This window comes from Ravibacter arvi, assembly GCF_039540405.1.
GTDB lineage: Bacteria > Bacteroidota > Bacteroidia > Cytophagales > Spirosomataceae > Ravibacter > Ravibacter arvi.
This window is the reverse complement of record NZ_BAABEY010000001.1, coordinates 377,174-396,378: the sequence shown is the minus strand read 5'-3', so window position 1 is coordinate 396,378 and position 19,205 is coordinate 377,174. Positions and strand designations below refer to the sequence as shown.

10 protein-coding genes are annotated in these 19,205 nt (G+C 51.2%); 4 read left to right on the top strand and 6 right to left on the bottom strand.

Annotated features, from left to right (window positions below; genetic code table 11):
* Positions 1–55: 55 nt before the first annotated feature.
* The 5 genes from ABD852_RS01535 to ABD852_RS01515 all read right to left on the bottom strand — a co-directional run bounded on the left by ABD852_RS01535 (position 56) and on the right by ABD852_RS01515 (position 7,287).
* Entirely contained in the window at positions 56–3,751 is a 3,696-nt protein-coding gene (locus tag ABD852_RS01535) for a TonB-dependent receptor (protein WP_345026226.1), read from the bottom strand.
* A 133-nt stretch (positions 3,752–3,884) separates the two neighbouring features.
* The gene (locus ABD852_RS01530) at positions 3,885–5,108 is read right to left on the bottom strand and encodes a FecR domain-containing protein (RefSeq protein WP_345026225.1); all 1,224 of its coding nucleotides are present in this window, start codon (positions 5,106–5,108) and stop codon (positions 3,885–3,887) included.
* A gap of 148 nt (positions 5,109–5,256) precedes the next feature.
* A complete protein-coding gene (locus tag ABD852_RS01525) occupies positions 5,257–5,832 on the bottom strand; it encodes an RNA polymerase sigma-70 factor (RefSeq protein ID WP_345026224.1) in 576 nt (191 codons plus the stop codon).
* 123 nt (positions 5,833–5,955) lie between these two features.
* Positions 5,956–6,684 carry a DUF3784 domain-containing protein gene (locus ABD852_RS01520; RefSeq protein WP_345026223.1) on the bottom strand — a complete coding sequence of 243 codons (729 nt, stop codon included), beginning with the start codon at positions 6,682–6,684 and terminating at the stop codon, positions 5,956–5,958.
* Positions 6,685–6,696: 12 nt separating this feature from the next.
* Positions 6,697–7,287: a thymidine kinase gene (locus tag ABD852_RS01515; RefSeq protein ID WP_345026222.1), complete on the bottom strand. Its 591-nt coding sequence runs from the start codon at positions 7,285–7,287 to the stop codon at positions 6,697–6,699.
* A gap of 107 nt (positions 7,288–7,394) precedes the next feature.
* Here ABD852_RS01515 and ABD852_RS01510 point away from each other — a divergent pair, with 107 nt between their 5' ends.
* On the top strand, positions 7,395–8,318 hold the full coding sequence (locus tag ABD852_RS01510) for a hypothetical protein (protein ID WP_345026220.1): 924 nt from the start codon (positions 7,395–7,397) through the stop codon (positions 8,316–8,318).
* A gap of 33 nt (positions 8,319–8,351) precedes the next feature.
* On the opposite strand, the gene ABD852_RS01505 is transcribed toward ABD852_RS01510, so the two are convergent.
* Entirely contained in the window at positions 8,352–9,443 is a 1,092-nt protein-coding gene (locus tag ABD852_RS01505) for a M20 family metallo-hydrolase (protein WP_345026219.1), read from the bottom strand.
* A 529-nt stretch (positions 9,444–9,972) separates the two neighbouring features.
* Here ABD852_RS01505 and ABD852_RS01500 point away from each other — a divergent pair.
* From ABD852_RS01500 to ABD852_RS01490, 3 genes are all read left to right on the top strand, one after another.
* Positions 9,973–13,563 carry a SusC/RagA family TonB-linked outer membrane protein gene (locus tag ABD852_RS01500; protein ID WP_345026218.1) on the top strand — a complete coding sequence of 1,197 codons (3,591 nt, stop codon included), beginning with the start codon at positions 9,973–9,975 and terminating at the stop codon, positions 13,561–13,563.
* Between the two features lie 35 nt (positions 13,564–13,598).
* On the top strand, positions 13,599–15,326 hold the full coding sequence (locus ABD852_RS01495) for a SusD/RagB family nutrient-binding outer membrane lipoprotein (protein ID WP_345026217.1): 1,728 nt from the start codon (positions 13,599–13,601) through the stop codon (positions 15,324–15,326).
* A gap of 506 nt (positions 15,327–15,832) precedes the next feature.
* Positions 15,833–19,162: a SusC/RagA family TonB-linked outer membrane protein gene (locus ABD852_RS01490; protein WP_345026216.1), complete on the top strand. Its 3,330-nt coding sequence runs from the start codon at positions 15,833–15,835 to the stop codon at positions 19,160–19,162.
* The last annotated feature ends 43 nt before the right edge of the window (positions 19,163–19,205 follow it).

The window sequence follows — 19,205 nt, the reverse complement described above, 5'->3', positions numbered from 1 at the left end:
GCGCCAGCCCTGCCACCCGTTAGGTATGTCTTGAGAAGCGCCGCCTGTTGAAAAATCAGAAAGTCAGCGTCACCCCAACAGAATGCGACGAAGCCCTCGGATAGCCGATGGTATCGAAGCCTGACAAAAGGGCATTTCCCGAATCCACTTCAGGGGTAAAACCAGAGTAACCGGTAAGCGTGTACAGGTTGTTGCCCGAGTAATACAGCTTCCCTGTTTTCAGGCCCAGCCGGTTCAACAGCCCTGCAGGCAGACGATACCCCAACGATATGGTCTGAAGGCGGAGGTAAGAGGCATCCTCTACGTAATAACTGTTGGGCAACGCCGCCAGCGAATTGTAATAATTGGCGTCACTGTACGCAGGATACGTATTGGTGGGATTTTCCAAGGTCCATCGGTTCTCCCAGAAATCGCGGGTAATGTTAAAATACTCGCCGGGATATGCGCCCTCCAGCTCGAAGCGGGTGGAATTGAACACCTTGTTTCCCACGGAAAAGCTCAGGAAAACAGATGCTTCCAAAGGCCCGTAGGTAAAGTTATTACCCAAACCGCCAAAGAATTTCGGCTGGCTATTCCCCAGGATTACCTTATCCGATTCCGTAATCCGGTTGTCCGCCGAACCATCTGCATTTCTGAATTTGAAAGTACCGGGTCTGATTCTACCCAGAGAAGAGGCATCGGTAACCCCGTCTTTGATCACCCAGTTACGGTTTTGCCAGGCTATACCGGGATCGTTGTCCGGAAGGATCCCCGAAGCATCTTTCCAGCCTGCAAAATCATCCATTTGATAGATACCGGCAAGATCGTACCCGTACATGACGCCAATAGGCTGGCCCACCATAATCCGACCTACCACATTCTGCTTGATATAGGATGTGGTATAGGCGCCCGCTCCGATGGACACTTCGGAAAGCCCGTCGCCGATTACCAGTACCTTGTTCCGGTTGGCGGTAAAAGTGAGCGAGCTCGACCAGCTGAATTTTCCGCGTTCCATATTCCGCGTATTTAGCGCCAGCTCTGCACCTTTGTTACTTATTTTACCCAGATTCTGCCACTGCGTTTTGAAACCCGACTGTGCCGGGACAATAGCGTTGTACAGCATGTCCGACGTTTGTTTGGAGTAGAGGTCAAAGGTCAGCGCCAGCCGGTTCCCCAGCAATTGCAGATCAAAGCCGGCATTGTACTGAGTAGTGGTTTCCCACTTCAGCGACGGGTTCGGCAAGGAAGAAGGCGCCAGACCGAGCTGATCATCATAATACTGGTTGCTCATCCTGGCCATGTAGCGAAACTCCGGTATGTTGGAATTCCCGGTTGCGCCATAGCTCAACCTGATTTTCAGGTCATTTACGAGCGAATTCTCTTTCAGGAAATCTTCCTCCGTAACCTTCCAGGCCAAAGCTGCCGAAGGGAAAATACCAAAGCGGTTATCTGCGCCGAAACGATCCGAGCCGTCCGCACGCAAGCTTCCCGTCACCAGGTATTTGTTTTTGTAATCGTAATTGAAACGGGTCAAATACGACAGGCGGTGCGTAATACCCGCACTTGATTCTGCCGCCTGCAGAATTACGCCTTTGCTGATGTCGTAAATACCGGTTGTTTCATCGGCGAAGCTGCTTTTGATCAGGTAGCTGTTTTCATAGCGGCTCCCGCTCACTTCAAATACACCGAGCGCGCTTATACGCGACTGGTTTTCGAATGCCTTTTCATAACTCAGCGTGGAATAGTTGACCCAACCGAACCAGGAAGTATTGTTGATTGCCCCGCGCCCGCCAAGGTAGAACCCCCAGGGCGTGTTTTTACTGTAAAACTCGTTTACCTTCGAGGTGACGAGCGTGCCGCTGGCGGTATTGCCGATGTACAGACCTTCCAGCAACTTAAAATTCAGCACCATATTGGCCGACAGGTTAGGCGATTCAATTCCCCGGTCTACGTATTTCAGGTTGTCGGTCGGCATTTTCCAACCGCCCTGGGTACTTTCGGCGAGAGGATTGGAGAAGACCAGTGGTCTCGAAACCACCGCCGCCTGGGTCACCCCTACATTGGCATAACCGTCGCCGGATTGAACCGCTCCGTTGAACCTGGAAAAAGTTCCGTTCAGGCCGAGCGAAAGCGAAAGCCTGTTCTTGTGGTGATCTACACGCAGCCGGGTATTAAAACGCGAATAGTTGTTGTTGATAAAAAGCCCTTGCTCCCGGTTGTAGCCTACGCTGGCGAAAAATTTGGTAGCCTGCGCACCACCGCTGACCGACAGGTTGTGGGCGCTTCCGAATGCTGCGTCCCTATACATTTCTCGTTGCCAGTCGTAGTGCGGAAGGGCGTATACATCGCGCGGCTCCTTCAAAGAAGGCTCTGTCTCGGAGGGGTTCTTAAAGAATAGCCAGTCGGAAAAATAACCGTATACCAAATTGGAGCGATCGGGCAACAGGGCCCAATCCTTCCGGTAGTCGATCCAATCTTCCCCGTTGAGCATCGTCAGCCGCCTCGCGGTATGGGAAACGCTGACGCGCCCGTCGTAGGTCACAACCGCTTCGCCGGCCTTTCCCTGCCTGGTGGTTACCAGAATAACACCATTTGCTCCCCTGGAGCCATATATAGCGGTCGAGGAGGCGTCTTTCAACACCTCGATTGATACAATGTCTGCCGGGTTAATGGAACTGAGCGGATCCCGCGACGCATTGGCGCCGAAGCGGGAGTTTGCCACCGGCGCCTCGCTTTCATTGACCGGCACGCCGTCTATCACAAACAACGGCCGGCTGTCTCCATAAAGGCTGTTTGCGCCGCGAATCAAAATTTTTGAACCTGAACCCGGCTCGCCTGATCCCGAAGTGATCTGCAAACCCGCAACCCTTCCCTGGATGCTGTTGATAAAAGAACTCTGACGCGCCTCGTCGAAAACGTCCGCCTTCACCGTCGATACGGCCCCCGTCAGGTCGCCGCGTTTACTGGTCCCGTAGCCGATCACCACCACTTCGTCAAGCGTTTTGAGATTGGGCTGCAAACGGATTTCCAGCACTTCCTTGTTTCCAACGCTAACCTCCTGCGTGGTATAGCCTATAAAAGAGAAAATCAGCGTACCGGTAGCGGCAGGCATCGCTATTTCAAATGCGCCTTTACTGTCAGTTGAAGCGCCTTGCGAAGTTCCTTTCACCAGGATATTTACTCCCGGCAGCGGAAGTCCCGCTTCATCAACCACGGTACCGCGGACGAGTTTCTTACTAAGCACCTGGTACTGAAGGGGTAGCTGCCGGAGGAGCAGGTCTTCCTGTCCGGTCCCGTTGCCCGGACCGGCTACTGCAGCCGGCGGCATTGCCAGACCCTGGGCCGGGCTCCTCTCCGACGCCTTTACCACCACGATGGTTTTATCGATAAATGAATAACTGAGCCCCATGTCTTTAAAAAGAAGCGACAATGCCTCTTCCAGCGACCGGCCTTTCAGGTCAAGCGTAACCCGCTTGCTTTGCTTAAGCAAGTCGGTTTGAATCCAGAAGGAATAGCCGGTTTGCTGCTCGATCTTGTCGAGAACCTTGCTCAATGGCGCCTGCCGGACAGAAATTTGTAATTTCTGGGCGTTCCCATCCGCAAATACCTGCATACAGGTCATCAGCATGACCGCCGAAAACAGGTTAAGCCTCATAATGATTCTTCGGGTAACGTATTTTGGAACAAAGAAACCGATCGGCCTATTGCTCAACGGGTTAAACACACCACGTTTTCCCCGTCTCCGCAATAGGGAAATAATGGAAATATCCATACATTTGTTTGGTTTGGATGATTAATAAAAAGTCACGCAATGTCTTTTTAAGACTCCGGCTACGAACGGGAGTGGTACGAACACTTCCGTTTTTTTTGAGTCCTGACAGAGACCCCTGCCTCGGGGATGCCTGTCAACTGATGATTATCTTTCTTCCCTCTATTCTAAAGTTTATTCCGCTGGTTTTAAGTATTTCGAACAACTGAGACACCGGCACCTGCCGGGATATTTTCCCTCTGAAACGTACATCCGGTACTTCACCCTGGTAAACCACTTCCACGTCGTACCACCTGGCTACCTGGCGCATGATGGTTGCCAAATCCGTATCTTTAAACTGGAAATTTCCTTCTTTCCACGCGACAAACTCGTCGGTCTCCACGCGTTCCACGCGGACTGGCAGGGAACTGCCCGTCGAAACAGTCGCCTGCTGCCCGGGCGCAAGGACCACCCCCTGCTTTTTGCCGGAACTGGTTTGGGCCACCTGCACACTTCCTTCGATGAGCGTAGTGGTCACTTTCCCCTCATCGGCGTAACCGTTCACATTGAAATGTGTTCCCAAAACCCGCACCTGCTGTTCTCCGGTGCGGACAATAAACGGTTTCTTTCCCCTCGAAGAAAGCGCTGGATTTACTTCAAAAAAAGCTTCTCCGTCAAGCTCAACCACTCTTTCACTTTCATTGAAAGCCGCAGGGAAGCGAAGCGAAGAAGCTGCATTCAGCCAGACACGCGTTCCGTCCGGCAATTCAAGCCGGTATTGCCCGCCACGAGGCGTCTCTACCTTGTGAAAATAATCAGCGGTACCCTGAGCCCGCCGTACCGCAGCAACGGGAGATTGGTAAACGAGCCGCCCGTCGGCGGTTTTAAGAATCTGTTGCCGGCCTTCGGTAGCGACCACACCTGACTCCGCTGCGGAGAGATCAATCTTTCTCCCATCGGATAATGTTAGGATTGCGCTGTTTCCACCGGGCAACACGTCGGTTTCACGGGTATTGACCAGCGCTGTTGAAACCACTGTCTTTTCCGTTTCACCCGCCCACCAAAACGCTCCCAAGGCACCAAGCATCACCACTGATGCCGCCGCAGCCAGCCTTACAACGATCCGTTTTTTTGTGAAAGACGCCTGCTTATCAACACGGTCCAATATACGTCGGAGCGAAGCATCCCGATCCGGGACTTCAAATCCTTTCAAAGCCTCCAAAAGCGTTTCTTCCTCGGTCAGCTTTCTGAACAGCGCCTCGTGCCGGTCATCCAGTTTTCGCCAGGCGTCGAGTTCCCTCCTTTCTTCATTGGAAAGTGTTCCGCGCAGGTAGCGTATAATCAGCCCGGCTTTATCGAAATAACCCTCATCCATATTCATTATCCTCCTTTTTCTCTACCAAGACACCCCAGCTGAAAAACCGGATAACGAAAACAGGATTTATTTTAAAAAAAATGGGCAGACCCCTGAAATGGGGACGGACAGACCGGAATGCCACCCGGCAAAAGACCGGCTCTAAAACGCATCTTTACCGAAGCATCCATACCACAAAACCGGCAAAAAACTCCGGGGTAAGGCGTAGCCGGAGGAGCTCCACGGCTTTCTGCTTTTGTTTTTTGACGGTATTGACCGAAATCCCCAGTTCGTCGGCTACTTCCTGGTTTTTCAAACCCTCTACAAAACACTTGATGCCGATAGTCTGATAAGGTTCATGCAGCGCTTTCAGCGACTGATGAATATGCCCTACCACTTCCGCAGCGATGATTCCCTCCATTGCTGAAACTTCTTCCGCTCTTTCCGCAACAGCGCCAGCTTCATGCAATTGTACAATTTTTTGGTGCCGGATATAATTCAGGCTCGCGTTTTTTACCGAGGTGTACAAGAATCTTCTGACAACCGACGGGTGACCTTCAACTTTTTCCTTTTGCTGCCAATACCCGGCAAATGCATCTTGCACGATGTCACGCGCACTTTCGGCATCGCCGATCATCTGAAAGCTAAAGTACACCAATCGATCGAAGTACGCGTCAAATAAAGTAGTAATGAGCTTATCCCGCTCTGCCCCTTCCTTCTTCGCAAACAACACCTCCCGGAATATTCCCATTGATCGACAAACCCTCGTTTAAGTTAAAACACAAAAATTTGAAGAAAAAATAGCAATATCAATATTCTGCCGGTAATAAAGTTTCTGCCGGGCCTAAAGGTGCATCACCGGCGATACAGGCCTTTAATTCTGCGCAGAAGCTTTTGCCCGTTCTATTGAGCTCTTCAAAGCGGTGGATGAAACCCCACCCGAAGCATAGTACAGCCGGGTGCTGTCTTTCAAAGTAAGGAGCAGCATCGGCTTCTCCTCGGTATCAATCAGCAGCATAACGCGCTCGCCGGTCTTCGTCTTGAAATATCCTTTCCGCGTTTTTCCTACAGCAAAGCCGTTTGATTTCATTTTAATAGACGGGAGTTCGTCAGACAAACCGACACGCACCACATCCGACATCTTAATCGTTTCACCGTACATCCCCCCGATCTTGATTTCCGAGTTCCCAACAGTCATTTCATTCTTCCGGAATCCCAGAAAAAACAACCCTACTACCAAAGCCAGTGAGGCTGCCATGATGACTACCGCCCATTTGGATGAATTGTTTTTTATCCTTTCCGAATACTTCCTCGCTTTTACCACGAACCAGAGATAGGCTGCTATGGGATAAATTCCTATAAAAATCCCGGCTACGGTTTCGGAAGCCAGGAAATAGAGCAATAACCCGATACCAACCAGTGATATCGCAAGATTCTGATGAAACTTCCTGAAAAAGGGCAGATATCCCTGGAGATCAAACTTTTCCTGGTCCTCCCGTTTCATGGTATTATAGCCGGATAACAAATAACCGGCATTTTCGGCCGTAAGGAGAAAGCTGATCCCGTAAAAAATCAATCCTAAAAAAAGCAGTACGTATATCATAAAAATTTAGCGCTATTTCCTGGCTCTGCCCGCGTTAAAACACTTGCGGCACCTTGCTTCATAGGTAGACGTCTCGCCCAGCAGCACCTGGTCGTCAGTCGGTGTCAGACGGAAAGAATAGGACGCCACGTCGCCACATACCATACAAATGGCGTGGACCTTGGTTACATATTCGGCAATACTCAGCAATTCGGGGATGTAGCCGAAAGGCTCACCTTTGAAATCCATGTCGAGGCCCGCCACAATCACACGTTTACCCCGGTCGGCCAGGGTGTTGCAAACCTCCACGATGTCCTGCTCGAAAAATTGTGCTTCATCTATTCCCACCACGTCGCAGTCACCGGCTAGGGCAAGAATGTCGCCGGCAGCCGCAACCGCGACAGAAGCTATGGTATTGTCGTTATGCGAGACAATGTGCTGCTGGTGGTACCGGGTGTCGATGGACGGCTTGAAAATAGTGACCTTGAGCTTTGCGATCAGGGCGCGGTTCAGCCTGCGGATCAGCTCTTCGGTTTTTCCGGAAAACATTGATCCGCAAATTACTTCGATCCAGCCGGCCGGCGCCGACTTATCTCTCGTCTTCTGCAAAGGCTCAATAAACATAGGCAACAATATTGGAAGCTGTTCTTCCGTTCAATTTTCTAGTATATTTACGCGCTACTCCCGGACCGGCGCACGCCTGCCCGGCAAACCCAATACAATATTACGCGATGTCCGAAAAAGTAACCCCCGAAACTATAAAAAAATACGCGACGGAATTTTGTGCCATCACGCTTGCTACCGCATACAACGGGAAAGAGACGCTCAATGGCCATGAACTGCTGAAACTTACGCCGGTTAAGAAAATTAACCAGCATATCGTTGCCCGGCTTTCTACCTACTGGAACAACCAAATCCAGTCTTTCAACAGTCCTTATTTCGATTTTGAGGCCGATGAGGTCAAGGCCGCGCTTGAACATTTCTCCAACGTAGTGTCGCAGCATATTTCACTACGGCGCGAACATTTGCAGCCCTGGCTGCTCGACATCGTTGAAAAAACGCTTGCTCCCATCACCGCGGCTACCGTATTAACGGAAGCAGAAGAAACGCTGATTCAACAGTTTTCAACTGTGCACCCGCTGGTCGTGAGCCGGCCGCAGCCTGAGCCGCCGCGCGTTGCAAAATCAGTTTCTTTTTTTGACAGCATAGAAACCGCGCCGGATGAAAAACCCGCGCCGGATCAGGCGCCTGTAGTGCAGGCTGCGCCTATGGAAACCCCGCGCCCCGCGGCCGCGGTGGTAGCTGACGCAACTCCCGCTCAGCCCCTACTCCACAACCGCCCGGAATCCATCAATTCCAGGTACAAGGCGGATCTGCCCGCTCATTCGCACGACGTAAACTACGGAAGCGTAAAAATCAAGCTGGAGAATATAGGGCAAAACATCTCGCTGGCACAACGGTTTATGTTTGTCGGCCAGCTTTTCGGCGGCGACTTCGAAGCTTTCAGCCAGTCGATCAGAACACTGGATGAATCCGGCGACCTGGAAGCGGCTCAAAACTTTATTACCGGGACCCTGGCTGACCGGTACAACTGGGACCTTAAAAATGAAGCCGTAACCGAATTGATTGCGCTGACCAAGAGGAGATTCGGATAGGGCTTCGACTGAGCTCAGCCGCCGGCCGACAGGTTAATTCCCGCCGGTTACTGACTCCAGCATACTTATATATTGTCCAATCCCCTGCTCTATTTCCGAAAGGTAAATAAATTCGTCTGCTGTATGGGATCGTTGTGAATGGCCCGGACCCATTTTAAGTGACGGGCAGCTTAAGAGCGCCTGGTCCGACGTAGTGGGCGATCCATACGCCTCACGTCCCAAAGCCAGGCCGGCCAGTACGATGGGGTGGTCCATGGGAATACTGGACGGTTTCAAGCGGATCGACCTCGGTCTGATTTCCGACTTCAGGTTCAGCTCCAGCACCTCAATGATTTCTTCCAGCGCATACTGATCGGTCACCCGGATGTCAAGCGTGAAGGTGCAGGAGTCGGGCACTACATTGTGCTGTGTTCCTGCGTTGATGATCGTTGCCGAAATTTTCACGGGTCCCAGTGTAGGCGATACCTTTTCAAAGCGATGGCTGCGGACCCATTGGATGTCGTCAATGGCTTTGTACAATGCGTTTTCCCCCTCTTCCCGCGCGGCATGGCCTGCTTTTCCGTGGGCAATGCAATCGACTACCAACAGGCCTTTCTCGGCAACTGCCAGGTGCATCTCGGTAGGCTCGCCAACAATCGCAAAGCTGATCGGCGGCAGTTCCGGGACCACAATCTCTATGCCTTCCTTGCCCGATATTTCCTCCTCGGCTGAGGCGACAATCACGAAATTATAAGTCAGATCCTGCCGGTTATAAAAATGCAGGAAAGTTGCCAGCAGCGACACCAGGCAGCCGCCGGCATCGTTGCTCCCGAGCCCGAACAGCTTTCCTTCAGCCTCTGCCGGCCTGAAGGGGTCCAGAGTCCAGGAAGCATTGGGCTTAACCGTATCGTGATGGGAATTCAGAAGAATGGTAGGTTTTTCCGGGTCAAAGTACCGGTTATACGCCCACAGGTTATTTTTTTTCCTTTGAAACGGGATCCTGTGGCTTTCGAAAAACGAGCCGATCTCCAACGCGGTCCCTTCTTCCTGGCGGCTAAATGATTCAATGGCTATCAAGCGTTTCAGCAGCGCAACTGCCTCTTTCACCAACATCGGGCCGGTGGGAATCTCGTGATCAAAAATCATAAAAAGCGATCAATCTGAAAGGCGAAGTTAACCCCCAAAAAGTGATTATTCAGAAAAAAGCGCCACAAAGTTTGAGCCGTCATCTCTTGCCCTGCTTTTCGGCTACTCCGTTTCATGGCACTGCCACCCTACCGAAAAGTGCTCCACGTACGGAAGAAGAAGCGCCGGAAGATCTTAGTATCAGAAGATTGAAATCAAAAACGGACATTTAAGAATAAAATTTAATTGCATCGATAGTACTAATTCGCGCCGGACATGTATTAAACGTGCTTGACGACTGGTAGTTAACCCCCGATAATAATCTTACATTATAGACTATCAGCAGGTTAGAAAAAAACAAAAACGCTTCCATTCAGATTATTAATACTTGGACCATTCAACAGTTAACTTTTCCGTACAGGCCTATCGAAACAGCAACAATCGATCAACCACCACAGGTTTTACTGATATGACTCCCACGGGGGCTTACTTAGAGTAAATCAAAAACAATAAAGAGCAAAAAAGTTTACCCAATCCCAATTTTATCTAAATGAAAATCTCTACCACAAGTACCGGAAAGAAAGCGACCTTTCTTTTTTGCGTATGGCTTTCATGGGCCGGCGGATCGCACGACGCCCTTGGGAACGCGCACTGGGGAAGCCCCGGCAAAAACTTAACCGAAACAATCGGTTCGAAAGCAAAAGCCAGGAAGCAAGCGGCCGACCGCACCATTACGGGGCGGGTTACATCTGCCGCAGACGGCACCGGACTGCCCGGGGTTAATATTTTAGTGAAAGGATCCCACACGGGAAGCACCACCGATTCGAACGGTAACTATTCCATTGTGATTGGTGACGGAGGAAACGAAGTCCTGGTTTTCTCTTTCATCGGTTATGCAAGCAAGGAAGTTGCCGTGGGCAACAGTTCTGTTGTGAACGTAAGCCTGGACGAGAGCACTGAAACACTGAACGAAGTCGTTGTGACGTCGCTTGGTTTGAAAAAGGAAAAACGGGCGCTGGGGTATAACATTTCTTCGGTCAATGCCGAGCAACTCAATGCCGCCGGAACGTCCAACCCTTTGAAATCGATGGAAGGTAAAGTTACCGGGGTTCAGATCAACAGCCTGACCTCCTCGCCTACCTCTTCGGTAATGTTCAACATCCGCGGCGCATCGTCGCTCGCCGGTATCATGAAGGGAAAGAACGGAAACATCAACAACACAACCCAACCGTTGATTGTTCTTAACGGTGTTCCCCTGATGTCGAACAGTGCCGCTACCTCGAGCAGAGACGGTAACAACCCAACTGGGATTGACGTAGGTAACTTCATGTCCTCGCTTAACCCCGACGACATCGAAAGTATCTCCGTACTGAAGGGCGCCAGTGCCGCCGCTCTGTATGGTTCCCAGGCAGGTAACGGGGTTATTCTTGTTACAACCAAAACCGGAGCGAATGCAAAAAGAGGAATCGGTATTTCCGTCAGCAGCTCGCTTTCTTTTGACAAAGGATACAGTTCTCCTCCCGTACAGAGAAGCTTCTTCCAGGGTGGAGAGGAAGGAGAGCCGATGACAGACGACAAGAAAGGCCTTGGCTGGAACGTCAACGACCGGACCAACAACAATGAGCCGGTGTGGAGATGGAATCTTGGTTCACAAAAGTGGGAGGAATCTATCCTCGAAGCACGCGGCGACAAAGATCCGCTGCAGGCATTCCTGCGTACCGGGGTGATGACCGACAACAATATTGCGGTAACCGGCAATTACGACAAAGGGAACTATCGCATTAATTTCAACAATATGGTGCACAATGCGGTTGTGCCGAACAACAAAACCAACCGTACCAGTGTTTCATTTGACTCCCAGTACAAGATCACGAAGAACCTTTCGGTTTCTTCGATGGCGTCTTATTCGCGGACTTTCGTCCCCAACCAGTCAAATGTCTACGGTAAACGCGAAGACAACCCGTTGGCTCACGCTATGTCAATGCCGGTCAATATGCCCAAAATGTCCGAATGGCGCAGTGCATCCCGCTGGCTTGACGGCTGGGAAGGCCGCTACCAGAACACTCCTTACCTGAAAGGTGCCGGTGAAGACAGGCTGAGCAGAGTAGATGCCTTCGGCGCTGATAAAGCGGTTGGCAAAAACAACCCTTATTTCGTAACCGATAATATCATCAGGACGTATTCCAAAGACATCTTTTTTGGAAAAGCCCAACTGGACTGGAAACTGGCAGGCCCGCTGCTGTTGACCCTGCGCTCCGGGTTGAGCCACGAAAACTTCGCTTACGAGCGTAAAACGCCCTGGGGTGCAGAAAGGGTGGAAAGAGGAGCTTATGAGCAAATACACTCCAACAACCTGAATATCAGAACGGACGCTTTGCTTGCTTACAATGATTATTTCCTTGCAGACAAGCTCTCGGTTGACGCCGTGGGAGGTTTTTCCTACAATTTCAGCGAAGCCAATAACTCGAATTTCGGAGGCAACATCCTGGCCACTCCAAATGCTTTCAGCTATTCCGCTTTGCCTCCTACCGACCGGCAGGCGGCAGTTTTCAACCGGGGTTTTTCCTCGAGAGGCTACGGCGCTTATGCAACCGCGACTGTGGGCTGGCAGAATATGCTGTACCTGGAATTGACAGGACGTAATGACTGGGTTGGTATCCTCAGTCATGAAAAAGACAATCACTTCTACCCGGGAGCTTCTCTGAGCTGGATTGTTTCAGAAACTTTCAACATGGGAAATGCCTTTAATTTCCTGAAACTGAGAGGAGGTTATGCCGAAACCGGTTACGGTATCGGTAAGCCGGTGAACCTCAACGCCTACGGGATTCGGGGCAACACCTGGAATGGCATTTCTATGGGAGCTGTTGGCGGTGACCTGGTAGATGCCAACATTCTTCCGGAACTCAACATCACGAAAGAAATCGGTTTGGATTTCAGAACGCTCAACAACCGGGTTTCCGGTGAGTTCACAGCTTACTCCAAAAACCACATCAACCAGATCCAGAACCTGCCGGTAGTTACTTCATCCGGTTTCGCATCTGTTCTTACCAACATGGGCGCAGTGAAATCTACCGGTATAGAAGCTTCCCTTACCGTGACGCCAGTACGTACCAAAGACTGGGAAGTAAACCTGACCGGAAATGTGACTACATTCAAATCGGTTATCGACGATCTTGATTCGCGTTTCGCAGAGAAGCTTTATCCCTACCAGGGATCAGCCAGCTTGTCGCTGTTCAAAGGCTCCAGAGTGGGTGACCTGTATGCAGATTCTCCGATCGGGTACATCCAGACCGGGAAATATAAAGGCATGATGCTCACCGGCCCCGAGGGAATTATCGGCGAAGCCGTTGAGAACACCGACTATGTCCGGAGAAACGGGTACCTGGGTAACATGAACCCGAAGGCCATCTACGGATTCAGCCTGGATACCAAGTACAAGAATTTCCGCCTCAATGTCGTATCAAGCCTCAGAGTAGGTGGCGTATTTATCTCCGAGACTCAGAAAATCATGGTTGACGACGGTATGGCCGACATCAAAGCGATCTACGGCGATAAATACGATCAGTACTGGACAGGCGGACGTTTTGCAGGCGGTCTGGCGAGCATGCCGAACCCGGACGAGATGTTTAAAGGCGATGGTTATGAGAACTATCGTGAACTCATGCAGGGTAAAATGGCTCTGTATAACGGAGATCCGCGTTACTTCGGCTACTGGAATGCTGTCTTCATTGACCCGAACTATGATATGTCCGGCAAAACTCCTGAAGAAAAGCTAAGCCTGGAAGACAATGCCTACATCAGAAACGGCGACGATCCTACCAAGACCATGTATCTGAACCCGTACGCAATGGAAGGTAACGAACTTTGGTCCGGAGCCCAGTTCAGAACTCATGACGCAACTTCGTTCAAGATTAAGGAAATCAACCTTACCTACACTTTTGATCGGGCTATCGCGGAGAAAATCCACTGCCAGAGCATTTATGTTACCGCCTTTGCGAAAAACGTAATGTTCTGGGCCAAGAACAGGATGAATGAAGACCCGGAAACTGCGTTCTACGACGGTCTCACCGGTATGGGTGTTTCTCAGTTCGGTCTTCCACCGATCCGCACTATGGGTGTAAAACTTGGATTTACCTTCTAATCGAAAGTAACGGGACTTTTTTTAACGTTAAGATAATGATTACGAAATCAATAAAATATTTTGCTTTAGGGGCGCTGTTCGTGTCGGCTACGGCCTGTAACGACCAGTTGCGGATCGACGAAAGGCAAACTGCCTTTGACGTCAACTACTTTACCTATTCGCGCTACCAGCTGACGACGGGCATCGTAGATGTGGCCAAGAATTATGGCAAAGCGGTTGTGGATGCGCCGAAAGGACAGGCCGCACTTTACTTCATGGATTGCTACAGCGCCGACCAGATCACCGGTTTTTATACGAAAACCGATCCGGAATGGCGTTTCCAGGACGATAATGCTTATACCAAGCAGCTTCGGACATTGGCAGCCATCAACACCCTGGCCACCAACGAAGGAAACCTGGCCAATGTTGCGGCATCAGATATCCTGAAGTGCGTGGTGGGGGCATCTCTGACCGAAAAATACGGCGATATCCCCTTCACCGAGGCGGTCCAGGGCAGAACAGGTAACCTGTTCCCCAAATTCGACTCCCAGAAGGAAGTTTACGAAATCATGTTCTCCATGCTGGACAAAGCTATCGCCGTCCTGGCCGATCCTTCCAGCAAAGGGCTGCCGTCTGACCACGATGTGTTGTTCAAAGGTGACCGGACCAAATGGCTGAAGTTTGCCAACTCGCTGAAGTTCCGCCTGATGGTGCACTCGTATGAGGCCTTCAAAAAAGCGGGGAAAGACCTGAGCGGGGAAATGCAGGCCATTGCGAGCGGCACGAACTACATGTCGTCCGTAGCGGACAATGCTGCGTTGGATTTCTCCGGTATCGAGCAGGATCAGTCGTGGTACCTGCAGAGAACCTGGGGAACCGGAAACGAATTTACAGAGCAGAAGCCTACGAAATACCTGATTGATCAGATGGTGGCTCTGGATGATCCCCGGATGTATGTAATCTTCGCACCGGCTTTCGCTCCCATTTCCAACAAGGCAACCCAGGTAACCGAGAACGTAAAGATCAATGGGTATACGTATCCGATCACTTACTATCCGAAGTCGCTTTACGAACCATCTGCAATGGAGGCAGCCGGACGCGATCTGAGTGGTAAAGTTATCTCTGTCCCTTATCCTTTCGATGCGATGTGGGTAGGTACGCCTAACCCGTTGAACGTTCATCTCCAATATGCTGGCTCAGGCTTGCCTGGAAGCAACAGCTTCTATGACAACCGCCGTATCACCGGCTTCTCGCAGCTGATTTCCCAGACCAAAAGCCCGGCATTGAGAGCAGTAATGATGGAGTCGAGTGAGATGATGTTCCTCCTGGCGGAAGCGCGCCAGAAGGGATGGATATCTGCCGGAACTGTTAAAGATTACTACGAAAACGGTATCAGGCTTTCTTTTGAAAGGTGGCAGATCCAGAACGGAGAAAAACCTGCGACCCATATCGGCTCCGACAAGATTATAGACAACTTCGCAGCTTATTATAAGAAACCGGCCGTAGCGCTGGATGGTACCGCTGCCGATCTTGACAAAATAGGTTTGCAGAAATGGCTTTCGCTGCTGGTTACCAACCAGACAGAAGCTTACACCGATTTCAGAAGGACAGGGAAGCCTGCCTTTGTGGGCAATATTACCACGACTTTCTCGGTGTACGAGTTCCCGCAGCGTTACGTTTATCCGCAGGATGAGCGAAGCAATAACAGGGAAAATTACGACGCGGCGGTTTCAGCGCTTGGCGGCAAGGACCTCCCATCCGCTAAAATGTGGATACTGAAATAAGCTGCGTTTACGGGACCGGAGTTCCGTCCCGTAAGCTGTTATAGATTTAGTTAAGTAAGTTTGTATCGTAAATGAAGCCAGCCGGCGGGAGATTCCTGCCGGCTGCTTGTTTTCCGGGGTGGCACCCGTATTACCTCAGGCATTCTCAAAAAAGTGAGAAAATTTTTTATTAAAAAAATACTATTACAGCTTTCGCAACGCCGATGACCGGGCGCGGGTACCTCCTGCCTGTACCTGATCGCTTGCTATACGTTAGATAGCTCACCACTACCTGTTTGTCGTAAAAAAAGGACGTATATACACACAAAATTCCTGAAGTATAACTGTCCCGGCGACAATCCCGCTTTATTTCAAAAACCCGGCAACTTATCGTCCTGACCCGACGGCGATATGATTCAAACAAAATAGTACAATATCACCAGAAAAATGTACTTAACCCGACATACTTCATACGATAGCTCTTTGCATTTCCATAAGTACCTAAACATTTATAAACCAACTCAACTATGAAACAACTCTTATTGCAACCCTGTCGCCTGGCCCGGATCTGGACCGTCAGCGTGATGTGCCTGCTTCTACCGGCATTTTCCGCCATGACACAGGCGGCGAAAATCTCCCGGACCAACGCAGGTACTGACCGCGAAATCTCAGGTCGGGTGCTCTCGGGCGTAGACGGAACTCCGCTCCCCGGTGTGAGCATTCTCGTCAAAGGCTCCTCCACGGGCACCACTACCACAGTTGACGGCAACTTCAGGCTTACCGTTCCGGGTAATAATGCGATCCTGGTTTTCTCCTTTATCGGCTTTGAGTCCCGGGAAATTCCAGTCGGCAATCAAAGCCGTATTGAAATAAGACTTACTGAAAGTATTGAGGTACTGGATGAGGCCGTAGTTACTGCCCTGGGTATCAAGCGGGAAGTCAAGTCCCTGAGCTACTCCATTGGGAAGGTAAAGGGTGAAGACCTGGTCAATGTTGCCCAGGAAAACGTGGTAAATGCCCTCGCCGGGCGGGTTGCCGGATTAACACTTAACCAGACCAGCGGTATAGGTTCGTCAGTAAACGTTGTGATCCGCGGAGCCACTTCGCTGAGCGGCGATAACCAGCCGCTCTTCGTTGTCGACGGGGTGCCGATGATCAACAACCTGAACAACGTAAAAGAGCGGAACGGCGACCGCAACAACGTTGACTACGGCAACATCATCTCGGACCTTAATCCGGAAGACATCGCCAATGTGTCGGTACTGAAAGGCCCCAGCGCCGCTGCGCTGTACGGCTCCCGGGCCGGGAAGGGCGTGATACTGATCACCACCAAATCCGGGAAGAAAGGCCAGGGCCTGGGCGTCACGCTTTCGACGAGCAACGTCTTTGAAATGCCGTACCGCTTCCTGGACCTGCACTACAAATACGCCGGTGGCGACCGCAATAACCGTCTGGATGAAGGTTCCTCTTACTGGGGCGGCCCGGAGCTGGATAAGGGAATTCTCGCGCCCCAATGGAACAGTCCCCTGGACGAGAACGGTGAAAAAATTCCGACACCATTGAAGTCCTACAAGAACAACATGAAGAATTTCCTGCAAACAGGGATTACCTCTACAACCAATCTGTCGATTTCAGGGTCGAAAGACAAATTCACCTACCGGGTCTCCTATGATTACATGAAAAACCAGGGGCTTATCCCGAATTCGGATCTGAAACGTCATTCACTGGCTACCTCGGCACAATACGAAATGAACCGGAAAGTAAGGCTCAGCACTAACCTGTCGTTTGTCAACTCTTCGTCCGGCAACCTGCCCTCAACTACTAACCGCGGGTCCAACCCGCTGGAGGCTGCTTACAACTGGTCAAGTGTTGATATACGTGAGCTCAAACAATATTGGGTGTCCGGAGGTGAAAACATCCGCCAACGTACCGTACACAAAAACCAGGACAATCCCTATTTCCTGGCCTATGGGATCAATAACTCCTTTGACCGGGACCATGCCTACGGCAATGTGCGCATCGACTGGGACATTTTCCCCGCCCTGAAAGCCTACGGACGCATTACGCACGACATTTCCACAGAAAGCCGGGAAACCAAAATCCCCTGGAGTTATACCAGGGCAAGCCAGGGGGCTTATCACCTGGTCGGGCTTGGGCACCAGGAAACCAATATGGACTTCATGCTGACCTACCAGCGGAAACTCTCCGGGCTTGACGTCCTGGTTTCTGCCGGGGCCAACGATATGGTCCGTCGGTGGCATGACAGTTATATGGGGGGGAGCCCTATATCGGTGCCGGGCCTTTACCGGATCAGCAATGTACCCACAGGAGCGCGCTCTAACTCCAACAACACTTACATCAAGCGGATTCAAAGCGTGTTCGGGACCGCTAACATCGGCTATAAAGAACAGCTTTACCTCGACCTCACCGCACGCAACGACTGGTCCAGCACGCTCCATCCTGACAACCGTTCTTATTTTTATCCTTCGGCAGGGCTTAGCTGGCTGCCCAACCATACTTTCAGATTACCGGAGAGCATCAACCTGCTCAAGCTTCGTGCCACCTGGGCACAGGTTGGAAATGACACCAGCCCTTATCAACTCTACAATGCACTCGGTATTGGCGCCTGGGGCGATCTGGTTACCACCCAAATACCCGAGGTTCTGCTGAGCCCTCAGCTAAAACCCGAAATAGCCACGTCACGTGAGTTTGGGGTAGAAATGAACCTGTTCAAAAATGCACTTCGGTTCGAAGGCTCCTACTTTTACACGGAAAACAAAAACCAGATCCTGAACCTGGAGGCGGCCGGGTCTTCCGGGTATAGAGCTGCCAAAATCAATGCCGGACAACTTTCAAGCCGCGGCTGGGAACTGACACTCGGGGCTACGCCAGTGCGGGAAAAGAATGGGTGGACCGTAGACGTGAACGCCAATTTCACCCATACCCGCACCAGGATTGACAAGCTCTCGGGAGATATGCAATACTACTCGCTATGGGAAACCAACGGCGGTGGCGCCGCCACCTGGCTGGGGGAAGACATCGGGAACCTGTACAGCCGCGGTTATAAAAAAGTCACCGATCCGGCCAGCCCCTACTACTTGTGGCCGCTGCTGGATAAAAACGGCGAATGGCAGCGCGACGACAATTTTACAGCCCGTGAAAAGGTGGGGAACTTCAATCCCCGCTTCCTGTTTGGCGGACAGGTCAGCATCCGATACAAGCGGTTCAGCCTGGCGGCCAGCTTCGACTGGCGGCAGGGCGGCAACTTCTTTTCTCATACTTATCGTTACGGTGAATCCGACTGGAAATCCCAACGACAGCTGGACAACCTTATCCCGGGAGGACTCTATAGTCCCGACGAGCTGGAGCGGTTGCTGGAGTCGGATCCTGCCCGATACATCATCCCGCAAAACGGTAATTTCCCGCGTGTGGGCGGTCATACCAAAGAAGCGGGCGGGATGCCTTTTGACGGGGCATTTGACGGCGGGTTTATACCCGGCGTGATCGAGGACGGAGAGGGGGGCTACATCAAAAACCTCGGAGGCGAAGGAACCAAAATCGGGCCGATCACCGATATGTTCCCATGGCGGTTCGACAAGCAGATCACATTTGATGCGTCATTCGTAAAGCTCAGGGAAATTGCATTGGGGTATACCATCCCGAAAGCCGGCCGTTTCTCCAACCTCAATTTTTCGGTCTACTCCCGGAACATCATGTTGTGGACTGCTGCCAAAATCGGCATTGATCCCGAACGCGCTTTCCAGAACAATGACGGAAAATTTAACCAGGGGATCGAACAACAAAATGTCTATCCCTGGACCATGCCCGTGGGCTTTAAAATCGGTGTAAGTTTCTGAATAGCTGTGAGCCTTGAGGGGTGAGGGGTGAGGTTTTAGCCCT

Excerpts from the sequence above, each read along its gene's own strand:
- ABD852_RS01535 (WP_345026226.1), bottom strand. The coding sequence starts at position 3,751 with ATGGATATTTCCATTATTTCCCTATTGCGGAGACGGGGAAAACGTGGT.
- ABD852_RS01530 (WP_345026225.1), bottom strand. The coding sequence starts at position 5,108 with ATGAATATGGATGAGGGTTATTTCGATAAAGCCGGGCTGATTATACGC.
- ABD852_RS01525 (WP_345026224.1), bottom strand. The coding sequence starts at position 5,832 with ATGGGAATATTCCGGGAGGTGTTGTTTGCGAAGAAGGAAGGGGCAGAG.
- ABD852_RS01520 (WP_345026223.1), bottom strand. The coding sequence starts at position 6,684 with ATGATATACGTACTGCTTTTTTTAGGATTGATTTTTTACGGGATCAGC.
- ABD852_RS01515 (WP_345026222.1), bottom strand. The coding sequence starts at position 7,287 with ATGTTTATTGAGCCTTTGCAGAAGACGAGAGATAAGTCGGCGCCGGCC.
- ABD852_RS01510 (WP_345026220.1), top strand. The coding sequence starts at position 7,395 with ATGTCCGAAAAAGTAACCCCCGAAACTATAAAAAAATACGCGACGGAA.
- ABD852_RS01505 (WP_345026219.1), bottom strand. The coding sequence starts at position 9,443 with ATGATTTTTGATCACGAGATTCCCACCGGCCCGATGTTGGTGAAAGAG.
- ABD852_RS01500 (WP_345026218.1), top strand. The coding sequence starts at position 9,973 with ATGAAAATCTCTACCACAAGTACCGGAAAGAAAGCGACCTTTCTTTTT.
- ABD852_RS01495 (WP_345026217.1), top strand. The coding sequence starts at position 13,599 with ATGATTACGAAATCAATAAAATATTTTGCTTTAGGGGCGCTGTTCGTG.
- ABD852_RS01490 (WP_345026216.1), top strand. The coding sequence starts at position 15,833 with ATGAAACAACTCTTATTGCAACCCTGTCGCCTGGCCCGGATCTGGACC.